Origin of the sequence: Streptosporangium sp. NPDC006013 (assembly GCF_040614275.1) — a bacterium.
Classification (GTDB): domain Bacteria; phylum Actinomycetota; class Actinomycetes; order Streptosporangiales; family Streptosporangiaceae; genus Streptosporangium.
Genome location: NZ_JBEXUE010000005.1, coordinates 28,197 through 52,708, shown reverse-complemented (window position 1 = coordinate 52,708; position 24,512 = coordinate 28,197). Strand labels below are relative to the sequence as shown.

Here is a 24,512-nt window from a genome sequence, read left to right as displayed (position 1 = left end):
GACCACACCGGCCGCACCCGCGTCGGGCTCACCGAACCCATGCCCCTGCCCGCCGACCTGGCCGAGCTCCTGGCCATCGCCTGAGGACCCTCCAGCCGATCTCATGGGCGCTTAGCCCTCTGGTCAGTGGAAATCCTACGGTTTGGGGCGCAGGACACATTTCTTACCGACACCCCATCAAGCGGCCAGCTGATGCTCCTCCTCGGTGTCACTTCGGGTGAGCCGGTAGCCGGGCACGGCGGCGGAGCGGACTGCCGCCTCAGTGGGCCAAAGAGCCCAGGCCGCTGCGGCGGCGACGAAACCGATCGCGGAAAGTACGGCGGCGGCCGCGACCATCCCGACGCTGAACGCCAACCACCCGGCCAGTGGATAGGTGAGCAGCCAGGCCGCGTGGGAGAGGGAGAACTGCGCCGCGAAGGCGGCCGGCAGGTCGGCGGACGGCACGGCGCGCCGGATCAGGCGACCGGTCGGAGTAAGCGCCGCGGATGTCGCGGCGCCCAGCAGCGCCCATGCGATCAGCAGCCACGACCACGACAGGACGCCTGCCGCCAGGCCGACGGTGAACGCGCCCAGGACCACGAAGAGAGCGACAGCCGCGGGCAGCATCACCCTGCGGTCACTGAGCCTGTCCAGCACGCGGGGCAGCAGCAGGGCGACGGCCATCGATCCGGCCCCGAACGCGCCGAGTGCGATCGAGACGTCACCTGCGGTGCGGTCCAGGTGATCGCGGACCAGGACGACGGTGTTGACGATGACCATGGCGCCGGCGGCCGCGACGCTCATGTTCAGGGCGAGCAGGGCGCGCAGCTGCGGCGTGGCCCCAAAGAGCCGGGCACCGTAGGTGGCCTTGGCGAAGGCGCCGCCGCTGCGCCGGACCGGTGCCGGCCTGGGCAGGACGACGGATACGACCAGCGCGGCCGAGGCCAAGAACCCCAGGACGGTTCCGAAGAACAGCCAGTTGTAGCTGATCAGGGTCAGCAGCCCGGCCGCGAGCACGGGGCTGAACAGGCTCTCCATGTCGTAGGCGAGCCGAGACAGCGACAGCGCCCGGGTGTAGTCACGCTCGGCCGGCAGCACCTCGGGGATGGTCGCCTGGAAGGTCGGGGTGAAGGCCGCCGAGGCGGCCTGAAGGAAGAAGATCAGGACGTAGATCTGCCACACCTCGGTGACGAACGGCAGGGCCAGCGCGACGCCGCCGCGGATGAGGTCGGCGGCCACCAGCAGGGTCCGGCGCGGGATGCGGTCGGCGAAAGCGCTGATCACTGGGGCTATGCCGACAAAGGCGACCATCTTGATGGCCAGCGCGGTACCGAGCACCGCGGAGGCGCTCGCCCCGGCCAGGTCGTAGGCGAGCAGGCTCAGCGCCACGGTCGCCAGCCCGGTGCCCACCAGGGCGATGGCCTGCGCGGCGAACAGGTGCCGGTAGGTGCGATTACGTAGTACGAAGAACATGACCCCGCCCTCTCAGGCCACAGCGGCCTCCAGCGTGCTTATGTGCGCAGCTATGCACGCGTTGAACAGCAGGGAGGGCGGAGGAATTCCCCGTTCTGGCCTCAGGAGTGCCAGGGTTCGCCGGTCACCTTATGGTCGGCATGGTTCAGCGCCTCCACCACAAGGCTGCGCAGGTGCCCGTCGCGCAGCGAGTACACCGCGCGGCGACCCTCCTTCCTGAACTGCACCAGATTCGCCAGACGGAGTTTGGCCAGATGCTGGCTGACAGCGGGCCGGGCCGCGCCACTGGCCGTAGCCAGGTCGGTCACGTCCATCTCCCCCGCGGCCAACAGCCACAACAGATGCAGTCGCGTGGGATCGGACAGCAGGGCGAACACCGCACTCGCCTTCTCCAACTGTTCCCGATCAGGAGTCCGCTGGTGCCGATGGACGACAGAGGAGGACGAAGGGCGCTCGCGCTCTGACATGCAGCCATCGTAGGGCGGCGGACATCCCCTCTCTTCCATGATCCGACCACGTCGCAGGCAGTGCGAGGTGCACGCCGCTGCCAGATTCCGGTCTCTGCCGCGGTGCGACATTCGGTAATCAGACCCGCTCAACGCCGAAGGTCACAACCCTCCGGCTCGCCGTCAACGCCGAGGCCGCCGTCACCTGCGGCTACCACACCACCGCAACAGAAGCCCTCAACCCGATCGCGGCGAAAGCCCTGACCTCCGCCCACGACGTGCTGCGCAACGCCGCGATCGGCATCCCCACACTGCTGACGATCACCCACGACATCGAAGGCCGACCCCTTCGAAGACGGGTTCGGACAGTCGCATGCCTTCTTAATCTTGTGCGTCACGGACGGCCAGGCCGGGAGCCAGCCGCTCAGGCTTCTCCGTGTCCCGCTGGGCCGGCCGCATTCGCGCCGCGTCGATGCCACCTGCCGCGAGCGCGACTGCGGCGGTCTCAGGCAGCGCTCCTTCCGGTGTAGATCCGCTGGTAGCGGAGGAATGCGCCATACGACGGCGAAATAGATGACTCCTGTTGGAATTGAACCCCTAGGGGGTATGTTAGGGTCACACATCGAGGTACCCCACCGGGGTACATGCGAGAGGAGAACCTCATGTGCACGGCATGTGCGTGCGGCACCGCGGACAGCGTCTCCGCGCAGGTGGAGACCAGTGGCGGAAGCGTCTACACGGTCAGCGGGATGACCTGCGGGCACTGCGTCTCCTCAGTCTCCGCTGAGATCGGCAAGGTCGGCGGCGTCACCGGCGTCCAGGTCGACCTGGCCGGCGGCGCGGTCACCGTCAGCGGAGCCGGCTTCTCCGACGAGGAGATCCGCGCGGCGGTGGAGCAGGCAGGTTACGCCCTGGTCGAGACCTCGCCCGTCGGCGCTTCCTAGAGGAACGTCGCCTGAGCAGACAGATGGTGGGCGTGCATTGGCGTGCACGCCCACCTGCGGGGCCGGTCCGAGTCGAATCACACCCAACCCCCTACGACACATCCTGCCACCCGGCGGGGATGTGCGGAATCAGGAGTGCGGCATGAACGCCGTCAATCCACGCAGGTGGCAGGCACTCATCGTGCTCGCCGCCGCGCAGTTCATGGTCATCATGGACACCTCCATCATCGGTGTCGCCCTGCCCGACATGCAGCGCGACCTCGGCTTCTCCCAGGGCGACCTGCAGTGGGTGTTCAACGCCTACGTCATCGCCTTCGGCGGTCTGCTGCTGCTCGGCGGACGGCTGTCGGACCTGTTCGGCGCCCGCAAGGTCTTCACCACCGGCTGGCTCATCCTGATCGCCGGCTCCATCGTCGCCGCGGCGGCGGGTAACGCCTGGGTGGAGATTCTCGGCCGCGGCGTCCAAGGGGTCGGCGGCGCGCTCATCGCCCCGGCCTCGATGACCCTGCTCATGATGCTCTTCGGTCACAACCCGCGTGAGCTGGGCAAGGCCATGGCCCTGTACGGTGCCGCGGCCCCGGCCGGCGGCACCGCCGGCGTGTTCCTGGGCGGCGTCATCACCGAATACTTGAGCTGGCCGTGGGTGTTCATCGTCTACGTGCCGATCGGCCTGGCCACCCTGGCCGCGGTCCCGGCTCTGCTGCCTGCCGTCCAGGGCAAGCGCGGTTCGGTCGACGTGCTGGGCGCCATCGCGGTGACCACGGGCATCGCCCTGGCCGTCTACGCCATCGTGCGCGCTCCCGAGCAGGGCTGGAACTCGGCTGCGACGCTGCTGGAGCTGGCCGGAGCGCTCGCGCTGCTGATCGTGTTCCTGGTGATCCAGCGCACGGTGCGCGAGCCCCTCATGCCGCTGGGCATCTGGCGCACCCCGGGCCTGGCCACCGCGAACCTGGCGATGGCGCTGCTCGGCGCCGCCTGGATCCCGATGTGGTACTTCCTCAACCTCTACCTGCAGCAGGTTCTGGGCTATGGCGCCTTCGCCAGCGGTGCGGCGCTACTGCCGATGACCATCGCCATCATGATCTTCATGATCGGCATCACCGCCCGGCTGCTCGGCCGGTTCGGTGCCAAGCCGCTCATCGCCGGTGGCCTGCTCGTCCTGGCCGCCGGGGTGGCGGGCCTGTCCCTGGTCCGTCCGGACGGGGCATTCGTCTCCGATGTGCTGCCCGCCTCGCTGATCGCCGCGGTCGGCATGTCCCTGGCCTACATCCCGGCGATGATGTCGGCCATGTCCGGGGTGCGGCCGCAGGAGAGCGGGCTGGCCTCCGGCATCGTCAACACCACCTACCAGGTCGGCTCGGCTCTGGGCCTGGCCGTCATGACCGCGATCGCCACCTCCCAGGGCGCCGCTGAGCTGGGGAATCTGCCCAGGCTCACCGACGGATTCCAGGCCGCCTTCGTCGGCGCCGGGGCCGTGGCCGCCATAGGGGCCGTGCTCACCCTGCTGCTCATGCGCAAGGCCAAGCCGACGCCCACCGACACCGACGCGCGGCGGGAAGCGGCGCGCGCCTGACACGGTTCGGGGCGTGCCCCGGCACGCCCCCTTCCGCTCTCCCTGCGGTGCATCCGATTCACCGGCCGCCCGGAATACTATAGGGGGGTATGGTGTTAGAGGAGATGTGCAGCCGAACGTAGGGGGACAAATGCACGGATACACCGACAACAAGCAGGACCACCTGCGGCGGCTACGCCGGATCGAAGGCCAGGCGCGCGGGCTGCAGCGGATGGTCGAAGAAGACAAGTACTGCATCGACATCCTCACCCAGGTCTCAGCGGCCAACCGGGCCCTGCAGTCCTTCGCCCTTTCCCTGCTGGAAGAGCACCTGGCGCACTGCGTGGCCGAAGCCACCGCCAAGGGCGGGCCCGAGGCGGAAGCCAAGATCAAGGAAGCCTCCGACGCCATCGCCCGCCTTGTCCGCTCCTGACCCACCCACAGATCCACGCATGAAGAGGAGGGCCGTCATGGCCACCACCAGCACCTACACCGTCAAGGGCATGACCTGCGGCCACTGCGTCAGCTCGGTCACCGAAGAAGTCACCGAGGTCCCGGGCGTCACCGGCGTCACCGTGGACCTGGCCACCGGCCTGGTCACCGTGGACAGCGACGGCCCCATCGACGACGCCGCGATCACGGCCGCCGTCGAGGAAGCCGGATACGAAGTGGTGACCCCCGCATGAACACACCCGCCAAGCTCGGCGCCTACGCCCTCGGACTCGCCGTGATCTTCGGCGGAGCTCTCGGGGCCGGCACCGCGGTGGGCTCCACCGAAACGCCGCCCGCCGCCAACGGCCACCAGGCCCATACGCCCCCACCCCCGAACCAGACGGCCGACGCTCACGCAACTCACGCACAGCCGGCCCCCAGCCAGGCAGCGACCGCAGCATCCATCCCAGGAGGGCTTCAAGTGTCCCAGAACGGCTACACCCTGACCCCCGAGACGACGACCATCACGCCCGGCGAGCCGACCGACTTCCGCTTCACCGTCACCGGCCCCGACGGCCGCCCGGTCACCGGCTACCAGACGCTGCATGACAAGAAGCTGCACTTCATCGTGGTCTCCCGCGATCTGGGCGGCTTCCAGCACCTGCACCCCGAGCCGGCCGGCGAGGGCGTGTGGTCGGTGAAGCTGACGCTGCCCGAAGCGGGCGCCTACCGGGCGTTCGCCGACTTCGCCCCCGAGGGCGGCACCGGCCTGACCCTGGGCGCCGACCTGCACGCGGGCGGCGCCTACAAGCCCAAGGCGCTGCCGGCGGCCAACCGTACGTCCACGGTCGACGGCTACACCGTAGAACTCGACGGGGCACTCACCCCCGGCGCCTCCAGCAAGCTCACCCTGAAGGTGAGCAAGGACGGCCACCCGGTCACCGACCTGCAGCCCTACCTGGGTGCCTACGGTCACCTGGTCGCGCTGCGCGCCGGAGACCTGGCCTACCTGCACGTGCACCCCGACGGGGAGCCGGGCGACGGCAAAACGCCCTCCGGCCCGGAGATCACCTTTTACGCCGAGGTGCCCAGCCGGGGCGACTACCGGCTGTTCCTGGACTTCCAGCACGAGGGAGCCGTGCGCACCGCCGCCTTCACCGCCCGCGCCGGTGAACTCCCCACGCCGGCCACCACCTCAAGCCCGACACCGACGGCCACCCCGACGGCGCCCGCCTCCCACGGCGACCACAACCACTGACCTCTGGCATGACGAGCGAAAGGAGCAGGTGATGTCTCCCCTCACCGACGACAGGCCGCAAGGCACGGTCGAACTCTCGATCGGTGGCATGACCTGCGCGTCCTGCGCCAACCGGATCGAGCGCAAGCTCAACAAGCTCGACGGCGTGAGTGCGACCGTCAACTACGCCACCGAGAAGGCCAAGGTCACCTTCAGCGAGGGCATCGACCCGCAAGAGCTCATCGCCGAAGTCGAGAAGAGCGGCTACACCGCCGCGCTTCCCGTGAAGCCGGACAGCGGCACACGGCAGGACGGATCACAGACCGACCCGGCCGATGAACTTCAGCCGCTGCGCCAGCGGCTGGTCACCGCGATGGTGCTCGCCGTGCCGGTGATCGCGATGGCGATGATCCCGGCGCTGCAGTTCACCAACTGGCAGTGGCTGTCGCTCGTCCTGGCCGCACCGGTCGTGGCCTACGCGGGCTGGCCCTTCCACCGGGCCGCGTGGATCAACCTGCGCCACGGCGCCGCCACCATGGACACCCTGGTCTCGCTCGGCACCATCGCCGCGCTCGGCTGGTCGTTGTGGGCGCTGTTCCTCGGCAGCGCGGGTACCCCGGGTATGACTCACCCGTTCGCGTTCACGATCGAGCGCACCGACGGCTCGGGCAACATCTACCTCGAAGCGGCCGCGGGCGTGACCGCGTTCATCCTGGCGGGGCGCTACTTCGAGGCCCGCTCCAAGCGCCGCGCCGGCGCCGCCCTGCGGGCCCTGCTGGAACTGGGGGCCAAGGACGTCGCGGTGCTACGCGATGGCAAGGAGGTCCGCATCCCCAGCGATCAGTTGGTCGTCGGGGACCGGTTCGTGGTCCGGCCCGGCGAGAAGATCGCCACCGACGGCGTGATCGAGGAGGGCTCCTCCGCCATCGACGCCTCCATGCTCACCGGCGAGTCGGTGCCGGTCGAGGTGGGTCCCGGCGAGACGGTGACCGGCGCGACCGTCAACGCCGGTGGCCGCCTGCTCATCCGCGCCACCCGCATCGGCGCAGACACCCAGCTCGCCCAGATGGCCAAGCTGGTCGAGGATGCCCAGACGGGCAAGGCTGCCGTGCAGCGGCTGGCCGACCGCATCTCCGGGATCTTCGTCCCGATCGTGATCGCGCTGGCCGTCGGCACGCTCGGCTACTGGCTGGGCACCGGCGACGGTGCCGGTGCGGCCTTCACCGCCGCGGTCGCCGTGCTGATCATCGCCTGCCCCTGCGCCCTGGGCCTGGCCACCCCGACCGCGTTGCTGGTCGGCACCGGTCGCGGAGCCCAGCTCGGCATCCTGATCAAGGGCCCCGAGGTCCTGGAATCCACCAGGAAGATCGACACCGTCGTGCTCGACAAGACCGGCACCGTCACCGAAGGCAAGATGACCCTCACCGACGTCCACCTCGCCGACGGCGAGGACGCCACCGAGGTGCTGCGCCTGGCCGGCGCCCTGGAGCACGCCTCCGAGCACCCCATCGCCCAGGCCATCGCCCGGGGCGCCGCCGAACGCGTGGGAGAGTTGCCCGCCACCGAGGACTTCGCCAACCTCGAAGGCCTCGGCGTCCAAGGCATCGTCGACGGGCACGCCGTGCTGGTGGGCCGCCCCGCACTGCTCGCCGAATGGTCACAGCACCTGCCGGTGGAGCTGGAACGGAAACTGCAAGCGGCTCAGGCCGCCGGCCGTACGGCCGTCGCGGCCGGCTGGGACGGGAAGGCCCGCGCGGTGCTGGTGGTGGCCGACACGGTCAAGCCGACCTCGGCCGAGGCCATCCGCGATCTCCGAGCGCTGGGGCTGAGGCCGGTGCTGCTCACCGGCGACAACGAGACCGTGGCCAGGTCGGTGGCCGCCGAGGTCGGCATCGACGAGGTGATCGCCGAGGTGCTGCCCGCCGACAAGGTCGACGTCGTCAAGCGCCTGCAGGCCGAGGGCAGGTCGGTGGCCATGGTGGGCGACGGCGTCAACGACGCCGCCGCGCTCGCCCAGGCCGACCTGGGCCTGGCCATGGGCACCGGCACCGACGCGGCCATCGAGGCCTCCGATCTCACCCTGGTCCGAGGCGACCTGCGGGTGGCCGCCGACGCCATCCGCCTGTCCCGCCGCACCCTGGCCACCATCAAGGGCAACCTGTTCTGGGCCTTCGCCTACAACGTGGCCGCCCTGCCGCTGGCCGCACTCGGCCTGCTCAACCCCATGATCGCCGGAGCCGCGATGGCGTTCTCCTCGGTCTTCGTGGTCGGCAACAGCCTGCGCCTGCGCCGCTTCAGGTAAGACCGCGCGACTTCGAGGGGTCCCGGTAGTATCGGCGAAATTTTCAACGGACATGCAGGTCAGAGCTTCCTTAAGGGCCTTCGGGCACAGCTTGGAGGGTGTGCCGCTGACCTGCGTATCCGTTGTTTCCCGCGTCGTTACTACTGGGACCCCAAGTACATGTGCACGCTGACGGCCCCGGTCGTGCGCCTCGACCTGGCGGTCCCAGGCCCTGAGGGGGAAGTCCTGCCGCGAAGGCCGCGGCACCCAAGATGCCTGGGCAGGCGGCCCGGGGGCATCGTCGTCGCCGGCCGGGCCGCCCGTGATCGAACTCCTCGGGTCAGCGGTGGTCGTTCTCCTTCAGTTCGATGACCCAGGCCCGACGCTCGGCGATCTTGCCTTCGCGCATGACGAACACCTCCGCCATGGACATGCGCATCTCGCCGCCCGCGACTCGCCTCACCGTCCCGGTGAGTTCCGCCATGACGACATCGCCCTGCTCGACCATGCGCACGACCTCCAGGTGAGGAGGGTCGATGAGTCCGGGCGGGCCGTCGATGGCCTTGTCGTAGGCGTCTTTGCCGGTCAGGTGGAAGGCGCCGAAGACGGTCCACTCGATGTCGTCGGTCAGGCAGGACAGGATCTGCTCGTGATCGTTCTTGCGGAAACCGTCCAGGTAGGTGTTGATGGCCTCGATGTTCCGTGACATGCCTGCTCCTTCGAATCGGGGTGCCGTCCAGGGGGCGCGCCGCCGTGTGAACCGGCGGTTCTCTCGCAAGGTAGGTCGGAGCGGCCGGAGCGTTCTTGACATCACTCCGACAACTAACCCTGAACACCGGCTTTCTGCAGCGGCGACCTGGAGGCGGCTGGGGTCAGGAGACCTTTGTGAAGGTCATGTCCATCCAATGCAGCCAATCCGCGCCGTTGTCGACGCGTTCCCACCTGGCCGTCATGGTGTTGTGGTCTTCGGCGATCACCAGTGTGGCCCGTTCTGTTTCGCCGGCGAATGTCCAGATGCCGTTGTCGTTCACGCTCGCTCGCATCGTGACGAAGTCGCCCTGGTTGTCGAAGGAGCGCATGGGGTAGGTCCGGGTCTCCGGATCGTAGGGGCCGATCATTTCGATGACTTCGACCTTGTCGTCGTTGATGCGCACGTCCACGCGGTGAATGAGAAAGAACCTGCCCTCCAGCCACTCGTATGTGTCGGATCCGATGATCTGGAGCGCGGGTTCGGTCGAGGTGGCGACCGTCTGCCCTTGTGAACGCCACCGGCCGACCAGCGCGTTCAGGTGCTCGTTCTCCGGTGTCGAGGCTTGGGTGTTGTCGGGCATGGCGCGTTTCCCCTCATCCGGAAAGTGTGTAAGATATTGCTTAAATACTTACAGGCGATCCGGTGGATGCGCAAGCGGACCGGGTGAAGGCGGTGAACAGTGGACGAGGCGCTGCGAGCGGTCGCCGACCCGACCCGTCGTGCGATCCTCGTGCTGGTACGCGACCGCGAAGTATCGGCGGGTGACATCGCCCGGCATTTTCCCGGCATCAGCCGCCCGGCGGTCTCCCAGCACCTGCGGATCCTGGTCGCAGCAGGGCTTCTCGACCTCCGTCGTGCCGGCAACCGGCGTTTCTACCGGCTACGCCCCGAGGGCCTCGCAGAGGCGGTGACGTTCCTGGAGACGATGTGGTCGGCCTCGCTCGGCCGACTCAAGGACGCCGCCGAGCGGCAGGAGCGCGCACGTACCGGTGAGGACGAGGTGAAGGGATCATGATGAGCGTTGGGGAGAGCGGGACAATCGAGCAGACGTTGCGTATCCAGGCCCCACCCGAGACGGTCTGGTCGTTCTTCACCGATCCGGCTCGCCTGGCCCAGTGGTGGGGTGAGGCAGAGCTGGACGCCCGCCCTGGTGGCGCCTTGCGTGTGCACATGCAAGAAGGCCCACGCCCGGTGATGCGCGGTCAGTTCGTGGAGCTTGTGCCCTATGAACGGATCGTCTTCACCTTCGGCTGGAAGACCGCTCCCGGGGTGCCCGACCTACTGCCCGGCAGCTCCCGCGTCGAAGTCACCCTCGCCCGGGACGGCGACGGCACCGTGCTCACCCTCCGACACAGCGGCCTGCCACCCCATCTCGGACACGAGACCAGCCATGGCTGGGTGCACCTACTCCACCGTCTCGGCGAAACGGCGCAACACCAGTGCCGCTGACCCCGGCTCTTACTCGGGTGGTGGTCACTGTTCAACCTCCCTCGCAACGTCCCTCCTCAGGTCCTCGCCCTGTTCGCGCGCGCCCTGAAGCCAGGCGGACACTTCATCACCGCAACACACGTCGGCGACGAAGACGGGGTGCCGTGAGTTCAGCCGGACTGAAAGGACTTTCATTGGAAACCACGCCGGTTCGGTTCGTGAGAGCCGAAAACGTGGGGAGTTCGACCAGCGCTGAGGCTTCGCAGTCAAGCCGGAAAACGGCGGAAAGGGTGGCCTGGAGGCGTGTTCCGGCTGGTTGGTGGCCTCTCCGCGGCGGGGCGTCAGGCCCCGCTCCGTCCATTGGGGCGTCGTAGACCAGGGTGTATCGCCAGAACAGGCGACGCCGGATCCGGGCGCCGGGCAGTTCCCGTGCGGCCGAGGCCCGGATGTCGGCCAGAGTCTCCTGCGGATCGGTGGTGGGCGCCGTCATGTGCAAGGGCAGCGCATTGGTGCGGGCCGTGGGCAGCGCCGCCGGCGGCATCGACTACCCGGCGCTCGGCGGCCCGGTCGAGCCGATCCGCGTGACGTAGAGGTCCCAGAACCGGTCCGGGTCCACCTCCAGCACGGTGCGGCCGTCGGAGTTCGAGACGATCTCGGGACTGAGGAAGGCCACCGCGGCCACCGCGTCCCAGACGAACGCCCGATGTCCGGGATCACCGGTGAAGAGCGGCCCCTGGAGTTCCTTGAAGAGCCTCCTGACCGGGGTCTCCGGGCCCGCGACCACCCGCTCGTAGGTCTCCTTGTCCATGGTGAGCCGCTGCGCCGCCTCCAGCGTGACGACCAGCCGGCGCCTGAACGGAGCGGCGAAGGCGACCCGGGACGCCTCGGGGTCGAACCAGCGGTTGAACTCCTCGCCCTCCGTGTCGGCTCCCAGATAGACGACCTCCTTGACCAGGGGGACCATCTCGGGATGCTCCCGTACGGCGCGTGCCAGGTTGGTCGCCGGGCCGAGCGCGAAGACGGTCACCTCGCCGGGGTGGCGTCTCACCTGGTCGGCGATGAAGTCCGAGGCACTGCCCGCAGCGGGCCGGGTCGTCGGGTAGCCGCCGTGCGGCTCGGTGGCCAGCGCGCGGTGGGACGCCGGTCGCGGCCGGTCCAGGGCCCCGTCGTAGTCGTTCCTCGGCGCCGGCACGTTGGTCTCGCCGGTCACCACGGGGATGCCGGTCCTGCCGATGAGCTCCAGCTGGCGCAGCGCGTACGCGGTGCCCTCCTCCGGCCAGGTGTTGCCGCCCACGGTCGTCACCCCGAGCACCTCCACCCCTTCGGCGGCGGCCAGCAGGAACATGGCCTGCGCGTCGTCGTTCAGCTCGCCCATGTCCGCGTCGATGATGATTTTCCCGGTGCCCGGGGGGCCGTCGAGCGGCACTCCCCGCGAGCACGACGCCGCGGCGCACACCATGGACAGCGCCACCAGCGAGACCAGTATTTTCCTTCTCATGCCTCACCTGTCGGGCGCGACACCGCATTCGGTTCGTTCCAGGCCATGAACCGCCAGGACCGCTGGATGCGACAGAGAGGCATGACACCGTTGAAAGGGCTCCCATGAGCGAGCACGAGAGCTGGACGGACGCTCAGCTGCTCGACGCCGTCGCCGGCGAGGACCGCCGTGCCCTTGAGGTCCTTTACGCCCGGCACGCACCCTGGCTCGTCATCCGGCTCACCCGCCGGTGCGCCGACCCGGCGCTGGTGGACGAGTCGGTCCAGGACACCTTCGTGGCCGTCTGGCGTACGGCGCGCACCTGGAAGGGCAAGGGAGAGGTCGCGGCCTGGATCTGGGGCATCGGCGTCCGCCGCCTGCTGGACCGGCTCCGCCGCCGCCCGGCGGTGCCACTGCCCGCCTACGAGCAGGTCATGGTCTCGGCCGAGGAACAGGTGCTGCTCGGCATCGAGTACGGCGAGCTCGGCCAGGCGATGGGCCGGCTCTCCCCGGAACTGCGCGCGGTGGTCCAGGCGACGGTGCTGGACGGGCTGACCAGCCGGGAGGCCGGGAGGCTGCTCGGCATCCCGGCGGGGACCGTCAAAACCCGGATGATGCGCGCGAAGGCACTGTTGAGGGAGGAGCTGGCATGAGCACCTGGCACATGGACGACGGCCTGGCCGTCAGGTACGCCGACGGGGAGCTGAACCCGACACTGGCCGCGTCGGTCGAGGCCCACCTGCTGGCCTGCGATCAATGCCGGGGCCTGCTCGCGCCCCGGGTACCGCGCTCCCGGCTGGACCGGGTCTGGGCGGAGGTGGCCGACGCGGTGGACACACCCGTGCCGGGACCGTTCGAACGGCTGCTGCGGGCGATCGGCGTCCACGACCACACGGCCCGGCTGCTGGGCGCCACCTACTCGCTGCGCCTGCCGTGGATCGCGGCCGGCACCGTGGCGCTCCTGTTCGCCGCGCTGGCCTCGGGAGAGACGACCCGGTGGGGGCTGCTCGTCTATCTCACGCTGGCGCCGATCCTGCCGGTCGCCGGAGTCGCCGTGGCCTTCGGCCGGGACGGGGATCCGACCCACGAGATCGGCCTGGCCGCGCCGTACTCGATGTTCCGGCTGATGCTGATGCGCGCCGCCGCGGTGCTGACGTCCTCGTCTGCGCTGGCGCTGGTGATGGGCCTCGCCCTGCTGGGCGACGACTGGACCGTGGCCGCGTGGCTGCTGCCCTCGCTCGCGCTGACCTCGCTGACCCTCGTCCTTTCCAGCCGGTTCGACCCGCGCCACTGCGGGGCCGCCGTGGCGGTGACCTGGCTGGTCGTGGTCGTCGCCACGAACCTTCGCGAGCCGAGCCTGGCGATGTTCGGCGGCGCCGGCCAGGTGGGCTACCTGGCCATCACCTTCGTATCCGTCGTCCTTCTCATCGTGCACCGCAGGGAGTTCTCATGATCGAGGCAGCGGATCTGGTGAAGGCCTACGGCCGCAGCCGGGCCCTGGACGGGCTCACCTTCACCGCGGGGAAGGGGGTGACCGGTCTGCTGGGGCCGAACGGCGCGGGTAAGACCACGCTGATCAGGATGCTGGCGACCGTGCTCGCCCCGGACGAGGGCGAGCTGAGACTGCTCGGCCGGGACCCGGCCGGGGACCGGCTGGAGATCCGGCGGCGACTGGGATACCTGCCGCAGGAGCCGGGCTACCAGCGGGGATTCACGGTCTTCGAGTTCGTCGACTACGTGGCGATCCTGAAGGAGATGGTGGAGCGGCGGACCCGGCACGACGAGGTGCGCCGGGTGATCGAGGAGGTCGGGCTGACCTCCGTGAGCGGGAAGCGGATCCGGACGCTGTCCGGCGGCATGCGGCGGCGGCTGGGCATCGCGCAGACACTGCTCGGCGACCCCGAGCTGATCCTGCTGGACGAGCCGACCGCCGGCCTGGACCCCGAGCAGCGGCTCCGGTTCCGCGAGCTGATCTCGCACATCGGGCAGGACCGGGCCGTCGTGCTCTCCACCCACCAGACCGAGGACGTCGCCGCCCTCTGCAACCGGGTGGTCGTGCTCAAGGCGGGACGGTGCGAGTTCGAGGGCACGCCCGAGGAGATCCGGGCGCTGGCCGAGGGCCGGGTCTGGTTCTCCTCGGAGAGGTCGGGAGTGCTCTCCTGGCGCACCGGCGACGGGCTGTTCCGCAACATCGGGCCCGCCCCGGAGGGTGCCCGCCTGGCCGAGCCGACCGTGGAGGATGGTTACCTGCTGCTGCTCGGCGACACGGCCGCGGAGGCGGCGGCATGACGCTGCGCGACTCGGCCCGGCGCGGGGACTCCTTCCGCCCGGTCCGCGTCCAGGGCGACGGCGGTGGCCTGCCCGCTGCTCCTCGTCCCGGAATCGGCCTCGCCTCGACGCGCGAGCGCGCCGCCGAGCCCGGCGGGACGTGCGTGATCGGCCCGGCCTCGGGCGGCGGCACGGTCGTGGAGGCCGTCCTCCCGATCACCATCCGCAGGGAGACGGGTCACGCCCTCAGGACGGGAAGCCGTACTTTCCATGAAGGCGGACAAAGCTGGCCAGCGTGAGGACCTGCCGACGCTCAAGTCCGGTCACGGTGCGCTGGAACAGGACGACCTTCTCCCGCCCGCCCGGTCCGATGGGCTGTACCAGACGGCCGCCGGGCCGGAGCTGTTCGACCAGCGGCGGGGGCACCTCCGGGAACGCGGCCGACACGATGATGCCGTCGTACGGAGCGCGGTCCGGCACGCCGCCGCCGCCGTCTCCGACGAGCAGCTCGACATTGCCGATCCCCTGCCGGGCGAGGTTCCGGCGCGCCTGCCGGACCAGGTCCGCCCACAGATCGACGGTCACGACATCGGCGGCCAGGCGAGCGAGCAGCGCGGTCTGGAAACCCAGGCCGGTGCCGACCTCAAGCACGTGTTCCGTCCCGCCGAGACCGAGACCTTCGATCATCCTTGCCGACAGCGAGGGCTGCGTGGTCACCAGCCCGTGCCCGATCAGGATCGGCTCGTCGTAGTAGGCGATCGCAACACAGTCCGCGGGAACGAATCCCGCTCGCGGCGTCGCGCGTACGGCCTCCAGCAGACGCTCGTCGCGGACGCCCATCGCCCGGACGGCCCGGATGAGATCTTCGGGAGAGGCGCCTGCGGTCATGTCCGGCCCCACCTACGTCCGCCGGAGCGCGAGCGCGCCGTCCGGCTCCAGGTCGACTCGTGATCCGAGGTCACGGCCGACCCGGTCGAGAACCGCCCGCAGCCATTCGGAGTCCTCGCCTGAGGCGTGCTGGAGGCGCATCCGACAGGCCCGCATGGGCACCATCCGCAAACCGGCCGTCCTGCCCGACTCCGGCTCCACCGACACGAAGTACAGCAGCCGAAGATCGTCCCGGTACTCCTCATAGCCGGTGATGCCCTCGTAGTCGTCGACGAGGTCACCGCAGCCGTACAGAATGAGCTTGTCTCGGTAGACCTCGACGGGCCGGGGATGGTGCGAGGAGTGCCCGTGCACCACGTCGACACCGCCGTCGACCAGGCGGTGCGCGAAGCGCCGCTGATCTCGGGAAACGTGGTAACCCCAGTTGGAACCCCAATGGATGGAGACGACCGCGACGTCACCGGGGCGCTTCACCCGCCGCACCCGGCCGGCCACCTCGGCCGCGGCGGTCTCCGACAGCTCCGGGACGAAGTCGACACCCCCGCGATCCGGGGCCGCCGCCCATTCCGGCGGAATGCCGCTGGACTCCGTCCCGCAGGAGAGGATCAGGACCCGCCCGCCACCCTCGACGGTGACGATCGCGGGTCGCCGCGCCTCGTCCGCCTCCCGGCCCGCCCCCACCGCTCGCAGTCCCGCGTCGGCCAGGGCGTCGAGCGTTTCCTCCAGACCTCGTCGGCCGAAGTCCATGACGTGGTTGTTCGCCAGCACGCAGACGTCGGGCCGGGCGACCAGCAGACAGGGAAGGTTGGCTGGACTCATCCGGTAGTTCACGGCCTTCCCCACCTCGAAATCATCGCTCCGGGTGACGCTCGTCTCCAGGTTCACCACCCGGACGTCGGGCGCGACCTCCGCCAGCACCCCCAGGGCATCCCCCCACGGCCAGGAGAAGCCGACCGGCCGGGGAATTCGGCCGTTCACCGCCTCCGCGAGATCGACATATGTCCGAGCGTCACGGACATGGCTCTCCTGCAGCGTCGGGTCACCGGGATACGGAAGGATCTGATCGACGCCGCGGCCGAGCATGACGTCCCCGCAGAGGAACAACGTCACCGGGTCGGTGCGCATACCTCCATGCTAGGCGTGCCCCGGTCGCCCGGCACGGGGCCCGCTGACGAGATGCGGACGGCGACGCCGGTCAGACCTCGGCCGAGATGTTCAGCAGGGCTGACAGGTCCGCCAGGGGCTCGGGGACGACGCGGTAGTAGACCCAGGAGGCGCGGCGTTCGGAGGTGAGCAGGCCGACCTCCTTGAGAACCTTGAGGTGGTGGCTGATCGTCGGCTGGGAGACCTCGAAGGCCGCGGTGATGTCGCAGACGCAGGCCTCGCCACCGGCGTGGCTGGCCACGATCGACAGGACGCGCAGCCTCACCGGATCGCCGAGTGCCTTGAAGACCCGCGCCACCCCCGCGGCCTGCTCGGCGTTCAGCGACTCTCGGGCCAGCGGCGGGCTGTACTCCAGAAGCTCCATCGGCTCCATCGCTCCCCCTCTCGACATAGACAGTCGCCTATGTCAACTTCGGTCCATATTGATGTATATCTATTAGTGCTCGTCGCGCGGGTCCACGAGCAGGGGCGGCAGGGCCTTGGAGTAACGCCCGCCGTCTGCCATCGTGGTTCTCCTTCAGCCAGCCGGGAAGCGGCTCACGTGGGCCTTCGTCGATCCGGTGGTGTCCCCTGCCCCCTGGCCGGAACGAAGCGGGTGGCGCGACACCGCCGCTCAGATGGAGGCCTCCAGCACCCGGACCAGGTAGCGCCCCTCCTCCGTCACGGATCCGGCGTGGCCGATCAGCTCGCGGAGCCCGTGGTCGTCGATGTAACCCATCCGGTAGGCCACCTCCTCCAGGCAGGCGATCTGCACGCCCTGCCGTTTCTCCAGCACCTGCACGAAGACCCCGGCCTCCAGCAGGCTGTCCGGCGTGCCGGTGTCCAGCCAGGCCGTACCCCGGCCCAGGTTGACCAGCCTGGCGCGGCCTTCGGCGAGGAAGCGCCGGTTGAGGTCGGTGATCTCCAACTCGCCCCTCGCCGAGGGGGTCAGCTCCGCGGCATAGCGCAGCGCGACGTTGTCGTAGAGGTAGAGGCCGGTGACGGCGAGGTTGCTCCGGGGCCGGGCCGGTTTCTCCTCGATGTCGATCAGCCGGCCCTCCTCGCCGATGACCGCCACCCCGTACCGTTCGGGATCGGCGACCGGGTAGCCGAAGACCGTGCAGCCGTCGAGCTTGCCGACCTCGTCGCGGAGCACCGAGGGGAGCTCGTGGCCGTAGAAGATGTTGTCGCCGAGGATGAGGGCCAGCCGGTCGTCGCCCACGAACTCCCCGCCGACCACCAGGGCGTCGGCCAGCCCGCGGGGCGCGGTCTGGACGGCATAGCTCAGGCGCAGGCCCAGCCGGGAGCCGTCGCCGAGCAGCGTCCGAAAGCCCGGCAGGTGCTCGGGGGTGCTGATCAGCAGGATCTCCCGGATTCCGGCCAGCATCAGCACCGAGAGCGGGTAGTAGACCATCGGCTTGTTGTAGACCGGCAGCAGGTGCTTGGAGGTGATCGTGGTCAGCGGCCGGAGCCGGGTGCCCGAGCCCCCGGCCAGCACGATGCCCTTCATGTGCGGACCACCGGGTCCGTGGGGCGGGCTCGGCCGCCCCGGCACCGGCGCACGGTAACGGTCTCTGGCATGGTCTCCGGCACGGTCTCCGGCACGGCCACCGAGGCACCGCGCGCGAGCGCGCACACCTGACGGGAGCCGGTGAGACCGGCCCCGCCGGTCACCAGGATGCGCATTCGCCGCCCCTTTTCCCCAGTGCCGCGTTCGGTCAGTTGGACGTGCGCATGCGCTTGCGGAACACCACGAGCGAGATGCCCAGCAGAAGCACCGCCATCCCGAGCAGTACGGCCACCTCGACCAGGACCGAGCCCAGCCCCTTGCCCGGTTTGGTCAGCGTGATCAGCGCGTCCATCCCCCAGCCGTGCGGGACCAGGTAGCCGATCATGTTCAGGGTCTCGCCCGCGACCTCTCGCGGCCACAGGCAGCCGCCCAGCATGCCGAGCACGATGCCCAGCGGAGGCCCGATCGCGGGGGCCTGGGAGGGCGACCGCACCAGGCTGCCGACCAGCACCGCGGCGCCGGTGGACACCAGGCAGAACGAGCCGACGACCGCGGCGACGCCCAGCGGGTCTCCCCATGACACGTCGAACATCAGCGTGCTCACCACCATGATCAGGCAGGCCTGCACGACGGCGATGATGAGCCTGCTCAGCACCTCTCCGAGCAGCACCGAGCGCTCCCGCACCGGCCCGGCGAGGGAACGGCGGATCATGCCCAGCCTGCGGCTCTCGGCCAGGGCCGCGGCGACCGCCATGGAGTTGACGAAGGTGAACAGCAGCACGTTGGCGGGTGCGGTGTAGGCGAATCCGCGGGGCGTGGAGCTCTCCGCGGCGCCACTGGTGCTCACCGCCACCTGGGCCGACTCGGTCTGGGCCTTGCGTACCAGAGCCTCGGCCTCGGCCGGGGACGCGCCCGCCGCCTCGGCCGCCCGCACGGCTTCGAGCACCGCGGCCACCTTGCCGACCGCGACGTCGATCATGCCTCGTGCCGCCATGCCGCTGCCGTTGGTCTGGGTCACGACCAGTTCCAGGTCGGTGGACCCGGGCGGGATCAGCAGGCCGGCGGCGAGGGCGCCGGTCCGCACGCCGGACCGCACCTGCTCCTCGGCGTCCATCCGCTCGATCGCGAGGTCGGGGTTGGTCTCCAGCCGGCGCAGTACGGCCGTCGCGACCGGGTCGGAGTCCTGCGCGACCACCCCGATCGGTATCCGATCCTGTCCGGACGCGCTTCCGCCCAGGGCCATCCCGACGAAGAGGATGGTCACGAACGGCATGACCACCATGAAGAACAGCCCCACCTTGTCGCGGGAGTGCCGGCGCAGGTTGGCCGCCACCAGGGCTCTGACCGGGCTCGGGCTCATCCGAGTAGTCCTCTCCGGAAGCCGAAGGCGGCGATGCCGCCGGCCACGAGTGCCATCCCGCAAAGTGCGGCGATCGGGCCGGCGACCGTCGCCAGGCCCCCGCCGCCACCGGCGAGCTCGGTCAGTCCCGTCGACGTCCAGCCGTTCGGGGTGAACAGCGCCACCTTCTGCAGGAAGTCCGGCAGGTTGTACATCGGCACCAGGCTGCCGCCCAGGAACGCGAAGACGAAGGAGACGCCCATGATCAGCCCGTCGGCCTGGGAGTCGGTCTTCGCCCTGCTGGCCACCAGCATGGTGATCGCGGCGGCGGCCAGCACGTGCGCGGTCCAGAGCGCGAACACCGCGAGCGGATCACCCCAGGTGGACCCGAACAGCAGCACCGAGGAGGCCCAGACGGCGCAGACGCTGACCAGTGCCAGCAGGAAGCCGACCACCCCCTTGCCCACGATCGGGATCCACGGCCGGATGGGCGCGGCACGCATCCGGTTGAGCGTGCCGAGGTTGCGCTCGGTGAGCAGGCTCCTGACCGAGGTGCCCACCACGAAGAAGGCGAAGAGCGCGGCCATGCCGGAGCCGTAGTAGACCGACAGGTCGACCTTTCCGCCCGCCATGGGGTCGCTCTCCAGGGTCAGCGCCGGGCCGCTCGCGCCGTTGCGCTCGACGAACTCCTTGACCTTGTCCGCGGAGACGCCGGCGTCCAGGGACGCCTTGACCGCGAGGGTGCGGGCGTCCACCAGGGCGGAGATCCGGTCGACGATGCTGCTCGCGACCACTCCGGCCAGCGGCGTCTCCGGGGAGGTGAGCACGGTGACCTTCCCTCCGCGCCCGGCGCCGACGTCCTGGCTGAACCCCGAGGGGAACACGATCGCCGCGCCGATGTCCCCGTCGTCGAGGGTCTGTTGCGCGTCCTTCTCCGTCGTGAAGTCGCGCAGGGTCAGCATGCCGTCGAGTTCCTTGGCCGACAGCACCTCCCGGCGCACGCTGGAGGGGAACTCCCCGCCGTCGAGGTCGACGAAGCCCACGGTGGCGCGCAAGGGCGGATCGTCCCCGCCGAGGGCGAACCCGAACAGCGAGGCCAGCACGATGGGGGCGAGCAGGGCGGTCAGCACCGCGGTACCGTCCATGAACCTGGCGCGCAGTTCGAGACGGCTCACCACGAAAAGAGCTCTCAGCATCGTCAGTCCCGCAGCTTGTTGCCGGTGAGGTGCAGGAACGCGGCCTCAAGGTCGGGTTCGATGACCTCGACGGCCGTCACGACGGCGATGCCCCGCACCGCGGCGATGAGGGTGGGCAACAGGTGACTTCCCTCGTTGACGATCAGCCGGATGGACGAGGTACCCGCCCGCACCGCCTCGGTGACCCCCTCCACCGCGCGCAGCTTGTCGGTCGCGATGTCCAGGTCGCCGTCGAGGACGAGCTCGACCCGGTCCGCGCTACCGAGGGTGGAGACGAGTTCCTTGCGGGTGCCCTCGGCGATGACCTTGCCGTGGTCGATGATCCCGATGCGCTTGCAGACCCGCTCGACCTCCTCCATGTAGTGCGAGGTGTACAGCAGGCTCATGCCGTCGGCCACCAGTTGCTCGACCCCGTCCAGGATGGCCTTGCGGCTCTGCGGGTCCACCCCGACCGTCGGCTCGTCCAGGATGAGCACCTCCGGCCGGTGCAGCAGGGCCGCGCCGATGTTGATCCGGCGCTTCATCCCGCCCGAGTAGGTGTCGATCTTTCCGTCCGCCCGGTCCGACAGGCCGACGAAGTCGAGCACCTCGTCGATCCGCTTCGCCAGCTCCCGCCGGGGCAGCCCGTAGAGCCTGCCGAAGAAGCGCAGGTTCTCCCGGCCGGTCAGGTCGGGGTAGAGCGCGATCTCCTGCGGGACGTAACCGATCTTCGCCTTCGCCGCGAGCGGAGCGGTCGCGAGATCGTGGCCACAGACCTGTACGCTCCCCGCGTCCGGCTGCAGCAGGCCCACCAGTATGGAGATCGCGGTGGTCTTGCCCGCCCCGTTGGGACCGAGCAGGCCGTAGGCCTCCCCCTTCTCGATGAAGAAGCCGACGTCCTGTACGGCGAGGATGTCGCCGTACCTCTTGCTCAGCCCCGTACAGCTCAGGGTGGCCGTCATCGGCTTTCCTCGGCGGCGCAGCCCTCGATCGTGTCGGGCGCGGTGGCGTTCGCCACGTTGTTGGCGAAACCCTGCCGGGTGAAGTCGGCGTCGACCTGGACGTCGAACGGGGTGTTGCCGGTGATCCGGTTCCAGGAGATGTGGTTGTCCAGGGACTCGTCGCCTCCCCAGTCCTTGGACGATCCCAGCACGAACGCCCCGCCCATGACCGAGGGGCCGCTCGGGTGGTTGTCGTGGATCCGGTTTCCCACCACGGTGACGCGGTGGGCACCGATCAGCGCGAGGCCCACCCCGGAGATCGGCGGGCCCGCCTCGCCGAGGCCGTTCGGGTTGCCCTCCCCGCTGAGCAGCCCGTTGCCGCGGAGCTCGTTCTCCGCCACCAGGCAGTCGTTCACCCCGCCCGGCAGCTCGCCCTCGTAGGTCTGGTTGAGCAGGAGCAGCCCGGCGGAGTTGCCGTGGCAGGTGTTGCGCAGCATCCGCGCCTTCGAGGAGTTGTCGACGAAGATCCCGAAGGCGTTGGCGGAGGTCTCGTTCTCCGCGACCAGCGCGTTCGCCTCGGGGCAGAAGCTCAGCGCGATGCCCGCGTACTGGCTCCCCGAGGCCCGGCAGCGCAGCACCTCGACGCCGCTGGACTCGCGGACGTAGATGCCCCAGAAGTCGTTGTCCCGCGCCTCGACGTCCTCGACGACGAGCCCCTGGACCGTGTGCGCGTAGACGCCGGAGCCGGAGAAGCCGCTCACCGCCAGCCCGCGTACGGTGACGTCGCGGATGCCGTCACCGTGCACGCTGATGCCGCTGACCACGTCCTCCGACGCGTCGTGCAGCTGCGGGATGCCCACCTCCGCCGCCGCGCCGGGAACCAGCCTGGTCAGCTCCGGTCCCTCACCGGCCAGGGTGACCCCGCTGTGCCTGATCCACAGGCTCTCGGCGTAGGTCCCCTCGGTCAGGCGGATGGTCGCTCCCGGCCCCGCCTCGTCGAGCGCCCGCTGGATCGACTCTCCGGGTTTGACGAAGGTCTCCCCCTCCGCCTGGACAAGCGACATCACAATGCTCCCTTGGAATCGACGGTCACTATCGCCAGCGCGACGAGCAGTCCCGCGCTCAGGCCCCACCGGGCCGCGCCGGCCACCGGGGCGTCATTCTCCTGCGGCGCCAGCCGGGCCAGGGCGGCGCGGCGGCTGGCGCCCCTGATGGTGTACGACGCGCCCGTGGTCAGTGTCAGCTCGGTGGACGTGCCCAGGGCCGACGCCGCCTCGGCCAGCAGCGGGGTGGCCCACCCCTGCTCCTCGCCCCGCTCCTCGAAATCGTGCCAGTCGAATCCGGCCGGCCGGCCGCCCACCGCCTTGATGAAGCTCTCCTTGACCGCGAACGAGGCGGCGTCCGCGAGAGGCGAGCCCGCGTGCAGTTCCCGCTCGGCGGGCGTGGTGACCCGCCTGCCGTAGGCGGCGCCGCCGTCGGAGACGGTCCTGGCGATCCGGTCCGTCTCCACGATGTCCACGCCCACCAGGACCGCCGAGCGGGTCACGCGGACACCCCGGCCGTCCCGGCCGCCTCGACGAAGGGGGCCAGGAACCGGTCGAGGCAGGCCGAGTACTCGTCGGCGCGCTCGATCATCGGGATGTGCCCGCACTCCCTGACCAGGACCATCTCGTACTGCGGGTAGCCGGCCAGGGCCTTCACCCAGGCGTCGGCCGGGGTCATCCGGTCGTACTCCCCCCACACGTACATCGAAGGGCAGGTCACCTTGTCCATGGCCGGCAGCACCTTGTAGACGCGGGTGGCCTTGATGCTGCGGGCCATGCTCACCATCGCGGGCGGGTGCCGCAGCAGGGTGGCGGTCGCCTCCAGCTGCTCCTCGGTGAAGAGCGGCTCGCCGTGGAACAGGGCGCTCAGCATGCGGTCGCGGAACTCCTCGCCCGCGGGCTGCACGCTCGCCCTGCGGTCGAAGCTCAGGCCGACGTCGGGGTCGGGGGTCAGGCCGGGGGCCCCGCTCACCACGATGCCGCGGACCCGCTCGGGAAAGCGGCCCGCCAGGTCGATCGCGACCAGGCCGCCGAGGGAGTTGGCGCAGATGATGATGTCCTTGACCCCCGCGGCGTCACAGACCTCGAGCAGCACGTCGCCGAGCCGTTCGATCGAACCGACGATCTTGCTGTCCAGCGCGCAGATGGGCTCGTTGGTGCGGAGCACCGGCCAGCCGGCGCTCTCCAGCCGCCGGTAGGGATGATCCCAGATCCAGCCTCCGGCGAACAGGGCGGACATGAACACCACGGTTGGCCGGTCACTGCCGTCAAGCCGGTGCTCGGCGGTGAAGGGGGACCAGGGGGAGGGGGTGGGCAAGATCGCACTCCAGTCACAATAGGGATTCGCGCTCGGGAATCCAGCCACAACCGCAGACCGCGCCCTCGTCCATGGAGAAGACGGTCTCGCAGTCGGGACAGCGAGCGTATTCGCGGACCGTGGCCGGCAGCCAGATGCTGGTGAGCGCCCGGGTGCACAGTCCGCCCTTGAAGAAGCGCCGCATCGCCCGCTGGTGGGGCCGGCCGTGTACGGCGCGGACGGACTCCGGGCGGTCGAAGGCGCTCAGGGTGAACTTGCGCCTGCCGATGTCGAAGGTCGAGGCGCCGAGGAATCCCTTCGAGGCGCGCAGCGCCTTGACGACCTCCACGCTGAGCAGGTCGACCTCGGCCGCCTGCGCGCCGTCGTCGACCTCCAGCCAGGTCAGCGCCAGGGCGCCGGGACGCGCGGTACGTCCCAGGGTGGTCCGCGTGCTCACCCCGAACTCCCGCTCCTCGTCGGCCTCGGGCACGAACCTCGCCTCGAATCCCAGCGCGGCGGCGACGGCCAGCCGGTCGAAGCACCGCTGGACTCGCACCGTCTCACCGTCCCTGACCAGCAGGTCGGTCCCGGTGACGCGGACGGGCCTGCCGACGGCGGGCATGGCCAGGTAGGGGGCGCGGTGGTCGGCCTCCAGCGTCCAGGAGAGCATGGCGAACTCCTCGGTGGCGGCCAGGTGCTCGACGTGGAGGCGCAGGTTGCCGAACCGGGCCAGCACCTCGCCCGCGTGGGCGGCCAGCGCGTCCCCGCTCAGCGGGCCCGCCGTGTCCGGATCGTCGAAGGCGTCCACCGACGCGGCCACGGCCTCGGCGTCCCCGCTCTGCCAGGCCTTCAGGTGGCTTTCCGCGATCTGTCGCATGTCCATGTCAGGCCTCACCGTCGAGCCTCAT

The 24,512-nt window shown here is 70.0% G+C and carries 29 protein-coding genes and 1 pseudogene; 12 read left to right on the top strand and 18 right to left on the bottom strand.

All coding sequences use genetic code 11. The annotated features are described in order from the left end of the window. Positions 1–177: 177 nt before the first annotated feature. A complete protein-coding gene (locus tag ABZ260_RS01770) occupies positions 178–1,452 on the bottom strand; it encodes an MFS transporter (protein WP_355611537.1) in 1,275 nt (424 codons plus the stop codon). Between the two features lie 101 nt (positions 1,453–1,553). Further along, a complete protein-coding gene (locus ABZ260_RS01765; RefSeq protein WP_355611533.1) occupies positions 1,554–1,919 on the bottom strand; it encodes a metalloregulator ArsR/SmtB family transcription factor in 366 nt (121 codons plus the stop codon). Between the two features lie 641 nt (positions 1,920–2,560). Between ABZ260_RS01765 and ABZ260_RS01760 the strand changes: the two genes are divergently transcribed. From ABZ260_RS01760 to ABZ260_RS01735, 6 genes are all read left to right on the top strand, one after another. Then, positions 2,561–2,842 carry a heavy-metal-associated domain-containing protein gene (locus ABZ260_RS01760; RefSeq protein ID WP_355611530.1) on the top strand — a complete coding sequence of 94 codons (282 nt, stop codon included), beginning with the start codon at positions 2,561–2,563 and terminating at the stop codon, positions 2,840–2,842. Between the two features lie 142 nt (positions 2,843–2,984). Then, complete coding sequence (locus ABZ260_RS01755; protein WP_355611528.1) at positions 2,985–4,415, top strand: MFS transporter; 1,431 nt, start codon at positions 2,985–2,987, stop codon at positions 4,413–4,415. 130 nt (positions 4,416–4,545) lie between these two features. Beyond that, positions 4,546–4,827: a metal-sensitive transcriptional regulator gene (locus tag ABZ260_RS01750; protein ID WP_355611525.1), complete on the top strand. Its 282-nt coding sequence runs from the start codon at positions 4,546–4,548 to the stop codon at positions 4,825–4,827. A gap of 37 nt (positions 4,828–4,864) precedes the next feature. Further along, positions 4,865–5,080, top strand: coding sequence for a cation transporter (locus ABZ260_RS01745; RefSeq protein WP_355611523.1), 216 nt, complete (start codon positions 4,865–4,867; stop codon positions 5,078–5,080). After that, the gene (locus ABZ260_RS01740) at positions 5,077–6,084 is read left to right on the top strand and encodes a hypothetical protein (RefSeq protein WP_355611520.1); all 1,008 of its coding nucleotides are present in this window, start codon (positions 5,077–5,079) and stop codon (positions 6,082–6,084) included. The genes ABZ260_RS01745 and ABZ260_RS01740 overlap by 4 nt, the downstream gene beginning before the upstream one ends. Positions 6,085–6,115: 31 nt before the next feature. Further along, positions 6,116–8,365: a heavy metal translocating P-type ATPase gene (locus ABZ260_RS01735; protein ID WP_355611517.1), complete on the top strand. Its 2,250-nt coding sequence runs from the start codon at positions 6,116–6,118 to the stop codon at positions 8,363–8,365. A gap of 319 nt (positions 8,366–8,684) precedes the next feature. On the opposite strand, the gene ABZ260_RS01730 is transcribed toward ABZ260_RS01735, so the two are convergent. After that, positions 8,685–9,053: a nuclear transport factor 2 family protein gene (locus tag ABZ260_RS01730; protein ID WP_355611514.1), complete on the bottom strand. Its 369-nt coding sequence runs from the start codon at positions 9,051–9,053 to the stop codon at positions 8,685–8,687. Positions 9,054–9,216: 163 nt separating this feature from the next. Further along, positions 9,217–9,675, bottom strand: coding sequence for a DUF1579 family protein (locus tag ABZ260_RS01725; protein ID WP_355611511.1), 459 nt, complete (start codon positions 9,673–9,675; stop codon positions 9,217–9,219). A 99-nt stretch (positions 9,676–9,774) separates the two neighbouring features. Between ABZ260_RS01725 and ABZ260_RS01720 the strand changes: the two genes are divergently transcribed. Both ABZ260_RS01720 and ABZ260_RS01715 read left to right on the top strand, forming a co-directional pair. After that, positions 9,775–10,110 (top strand): metalloregulator ArsR/SmtB family transcription factor, encoded by a 336-nt coding sequence (locus ABZ260_RS01720; protein WP_355611508.1) that lies wholly within the window; start codon positions 9,775–9,777, stop codon positions 10,108–10,110. Then, positions 10,107–10,544 carry an SRPBCC family protein gene (locus ABZ260_RS01715; RefSeq protein ID WP_355611505.1) on the top strand — a complete coding sequence of 146 codons (438 nt, stop codon included), beginning with the start codon at positions 10,107–10,109 and terminating at the stop codon, positions 10,542–10,544. Before ABZ260_RS01720 ends, ABZ260_RS01715 begins: the two co-directional genes overlap by 4 nt. Positions 10,545–10,884: 340 nt before the next feature. Here ABZ260_RS01715 and ABZ260_RS01710 read toward each other — a convergent pair. Then, positions 10,885–11,022, bottom strand: a pseudogene (locus ABZ260_RS01710) (SAM-dependent methyltransferase); the annotation flags it as partial. Positions 11,023–11,067: 45 nt separating this feature from the next. Further along, complete coding sequence (locus tag ABZ260_RS01705; protein WP_355611502.1) at positions 11,068–12,021, bottom strand: nucleoside hydrolase; 954 nt, start codon at positions 12,019–12,021, stop codon at positions 11,068–11,070. Positions 12,022–12,125: 104 nt separating this feature from the next. On the opposite strand from ABZ260_RS01705, the gene ABZ260_RS01700 reads away from it, so the two are divergent. From ABZ260_RS01700 to ABZ260_RS01685, 4 genes are read left to right on the top strand one after another with little or no spacing between them, the layout of a single operon-like run. Next, positions 12,126–12,653 (top strand): RNA polymerase sigma factor, encoded by a 528-nt coding sequence (locus ABZ260_RS01700; RefSeq protein ID WP_355611499.1) that lies wholly within the window; start codon positions 12,126–12,128, stop codon positions 12,651–12,653. Next, complete coding sequence (locus ABZ260_RS01695) at positions 12,650–13,453, top strand: zf-HC2 domain-containing protein (RefSeq protein ID WP_355611496.1); 804 nt, start codon at positions 12,650–12,652, stop codon at positions 13,451–13,453. Before ABZ260_RS01700 ends, ABZ260_RS01695 begins: the two co-directional genes overlap by 4 nt. Continuing rightward, the gene (locus ABZ260_RS01690) at positions 13,450–14,289 is read left to right on the top strand and encodes an ABC transporter ATP-binding protein (protein ID WP_355611493.1); all 840 of its coding nucleotides are present in this window, start codon (positions 13,450–13,452) and stop codon (positions 14,287–14,289) included. The genes ABZ260_RS01695 and ABZ260_RS01690 overlap by 4 nt, the downstream gene beginning before the upstream one ends. Continuing rightward, the gene (locus tag ABZ260_RS01685; protein ID WP_355611491.1) at positions 14,286–14,567 is read left to right on the top strand and encodes a hypothetical protein; all 282 of its coding nucleotides are present in this window, start codon (positions 14,286–14,288) and stop codon (positions 14,565–14,567) included. The genes ABZ260_RS01690 and ABZ260_RS01685 overlap by 4 nt, the downstream gene beginning before the upstream one ends. Here the strand turns inward: ABZ260_RS01685 and ABZ260_RS01680 are convergent. The 12 genes from ABZ260_RS01680 to ABZ260_RS01625 all read right to left on the bottom strand — a co-directional run bounded on the left by ABZ260_RS01680 (position 14,515) and on the right by ABZ260_RS01625 (position 24,487). Beyond that, a complete protein-coding gene (locus tag ABZ260_RS01680) occupies positions 14,515–15,156 on the bottom strand; it encodes a protein-L-isoaspartate O-methyltransferase (RefSeq protein ID WP_355611488.1) in 642 nt (213 codons plus the stop codon). The genes ABZ260_RS01685 and ABZ260_RS01680 overlap by 53 nt on opposite strands. Before the next feature lie 12 nt (positions 15,157–15,168). Beyond that, complete coding sequence (locus ABZ260_RS01675) at positions 15,169–16,281, bottom strand: CapA family protein (protein WP_355611485.1); 1,113 nt, start codon at positions 16,279–16,281, stop codon at positions 15,169–15,171. A gap of 70 nt (positions 16,282–16,351) precedes the next feature. Then, positions 16,352–16,693 (bottom strand): metalloregulator ArsR/SmtB family transcription factor, encoded by a 342-nt coding sequence (locus ABZ260_RS01670; RefSeq protein ID WP_355611482.1) that lies wholly within the window; start codon positions 16,691–16,693, stop codon positions 16,352–16,354. Between the two features lie 240 nt (positions 16,694–16,933). Then, entirely contained in the window at positions 16,934–17,809 is an 876-nt protein-coding gene (rfbA, locus tag ABZ260_RS01665; protein WP_350915240.1) for a glucose-1-phosphate thymidylyltransferase RfbA, read from the bottom strand. Continuing rightward, positions 17,806–17,985 carry a hypothetical protein gene (locus ABZ260_RS01660; protein WP_355611478.1) on the bottom strand — a complete coding sequence of 60 codons (180 nt, stop codon included), beginning with the start codon at positions 17,983–17,985 and terminating at the stop codon, positions 17,806–17,808. Before ABZ260_RS01660 ends, rfbA begins: the two co-directional genes overlap by 4 nt. A 32-nt stretch (positions 17,986–18,017) precedes the next feature. Beyond that, positions 18,018–19,169, bottom strand: coding sequence for an ABC transporter permease (locus ABZ260_RS01655; RefSeq protein WP_355611475.1), 1,152 nt, complete (start codon positions 19,167–19,169; stop codon positions 18,018–18,020). Further along, complete coding sequence (locus ABZ260_RS01650; RefSeq protein WP_355611472.1) at positions 19,166–20,344, bottom strand: ABC transporter permease; 1,179 nt, start codon at positions 20,342–20,344, stop codon at positions 19,166–19,168. Before ABZ260_RS01650 ends, ABZ260_RS01655 begins: the two co-directional genes overlap by 4 nt. A gap of 2 nt (positions 20,345–20,346) precedes the next feature. Beyond that, on the bottom strand, positions 20,347–21,285 hold the full coding sequence (locus ABZ260_RS01645) for an ABC transporter ATP-binding protein (protein ID WP_355556509.1): 939 nt from the start codon (positions 21,283–21,285) through the stop codon (positions 20,347–20,349). Then, positions 21,282–22,328, bottom strand: a complete 1,047-nt coding sequence (locus ABZ260_RS01640; protein ID WP_355611469.1) for a right-handed parallel beta-helix repeat-containing protein — start codon at positions 22,326–22,328, stop codon at positions 21,282–21,284. Before ABZ260_RS01640 ends, ABZ260_RS01645 begins: the two co-directional genes overlap by 4 nt. Then, positions 22,328–22,810 carry a 4'-phosphopantetheinyl transferase superfamily protein gene (locus tag ABZ260_RS01635; RefSeq protein ID WP_355611466.1) on the bottom strand — a complete coding sequence of 161 codons (483 nt, stop codon included), beginning with the start codon at positions 22,808–22,810 and terminating at the stop codon, positions 22,328–22,330. The genes ABZ260_RS01640 and ABZ260_RS01635 overlap by 1 nt, the downstream gene beginning before the upstream one ends. Beyond that, positions 22,807–23,625, bottom strand: a complete 819-nt coding sequence (locus ABZ260_RS01630) for an alpha/beta hydrolase (RefSeq protein WP_355611463.1) — start codon at positions 23,623–23,625, stop codon at positions 22,807–22,809. Before ABZ260_RS01630 ends, ABZ260_RS01635 begins: the two co-directional genes overlap by 4 nt. A 13-nt stretch (positions 23,626–23,638) precedes the next feature. After that, positions 23,639–24,487 carry an ester cyclase gene (locus ABZ260_RS01625; RefSeq protein ID WP_355611460.1) on the bottom strand — a complete coding sequence of 283 codons (849 nt, stop codon included), beginning with the start codon at positions 24,485–24,487 and terminating at the stop codon, positions 23,639–23,641. Positions 24,488–24,512 lie beyond the last annotated feature (25 nt).